At 34.8% G+C, this 868-nt stretch carries 1 protein-coding gene; it reads left to right on the top strand.

What is annotated here, in order from left to right; all coding sequences use genetic code 11:
* Positions 1–116: 116 nt before the first annotated feature.
* Positions 117–653, top strand: a complete 537-nt coding sequence (locus tag K1X16_RS17895; protein WP_225037433.1) for a hypothetical protein — start codon at positions 117–119, stop codon at positions 651–653.
* The last annotated feature ends 215 nt before the right edge of the window (positions 654–868 follow it).

Here is an 868-nt window from a genome sequence, read left to right on the forward strand (position 1 = left end):
TTATTTACTAAATTGGCTTATTGAAAACCCGAAGGTAAGGTGTTTCAAATCCCTTACTATTCATATATATATTCATTGTGTGCAATGCCCAAGCAAACCGTTGAAAATTTAACTGATTGAAAAATAGAATATATAGAATAGGAAAAAATGCACTCGCAATTTGGGGAGGAATATCATTAATTGGAGTAATTCTGATTTTAGGTTATTTCGCCTACTCTACTTCAATCGGAAATAAAACTGTCGAAAACAAAGCGACAACATCTGACGTAAGATTCGTGCTGAATTGGTGCAGACTTGGAGACCAGAGAATTAAAAAAGTGCTGAACAGTTACGAATCTGGACGTTCTTTCACAGGTGATTATCTTGACGCTTATGCAATTGAAATCTCAAATGTGACTAAAATGGAACTGCAAAATAGTAAAAGTTGGTATCGATTAGATAGTTTGCCAAAAGTATTAAATGATGCAGTGGAATTAGCAAATGGTTGGCAATATCAGATTCCTTGGTTTCCGAAAATGGACGAACTGAATCCTGAAAGCGTTTATGTTTATCCTTGGAGTATATATTGTCACGGAACTGAACCAACTGGAACGGAATTAATTTTTGTAATACCAAAAGACAAAATGGTTTATTATATTGGAACTAAAATGTAAAAAGCACTGACACACAACACCGTGTATAATTAATTGCTTTTTTCTTGCTTACTTGCGAAAATTCCTGCGGAATTTTCTCTGGTCCGTAAAGGTTTGCTAACTTAGTTGCCAAACCACGCAACTAACCATACACAAACACGTTGTGTGCAATTGCAGATTTTCTTCGGTCAATATTTACAAGGTGTACGGAAAAATAGCTAAGGACGTTTTATTTT

The sequence above is a fragment of the Winogradskyella sp. SM1960 genome (genome assembly GCF_020179375.1).
Lineage (GTDB): Bacteria > Bacteroidota > Bacteroidia > Flavobacteriales > Flavobacteriaceae > Winogradskyella > Winogradskyella marina.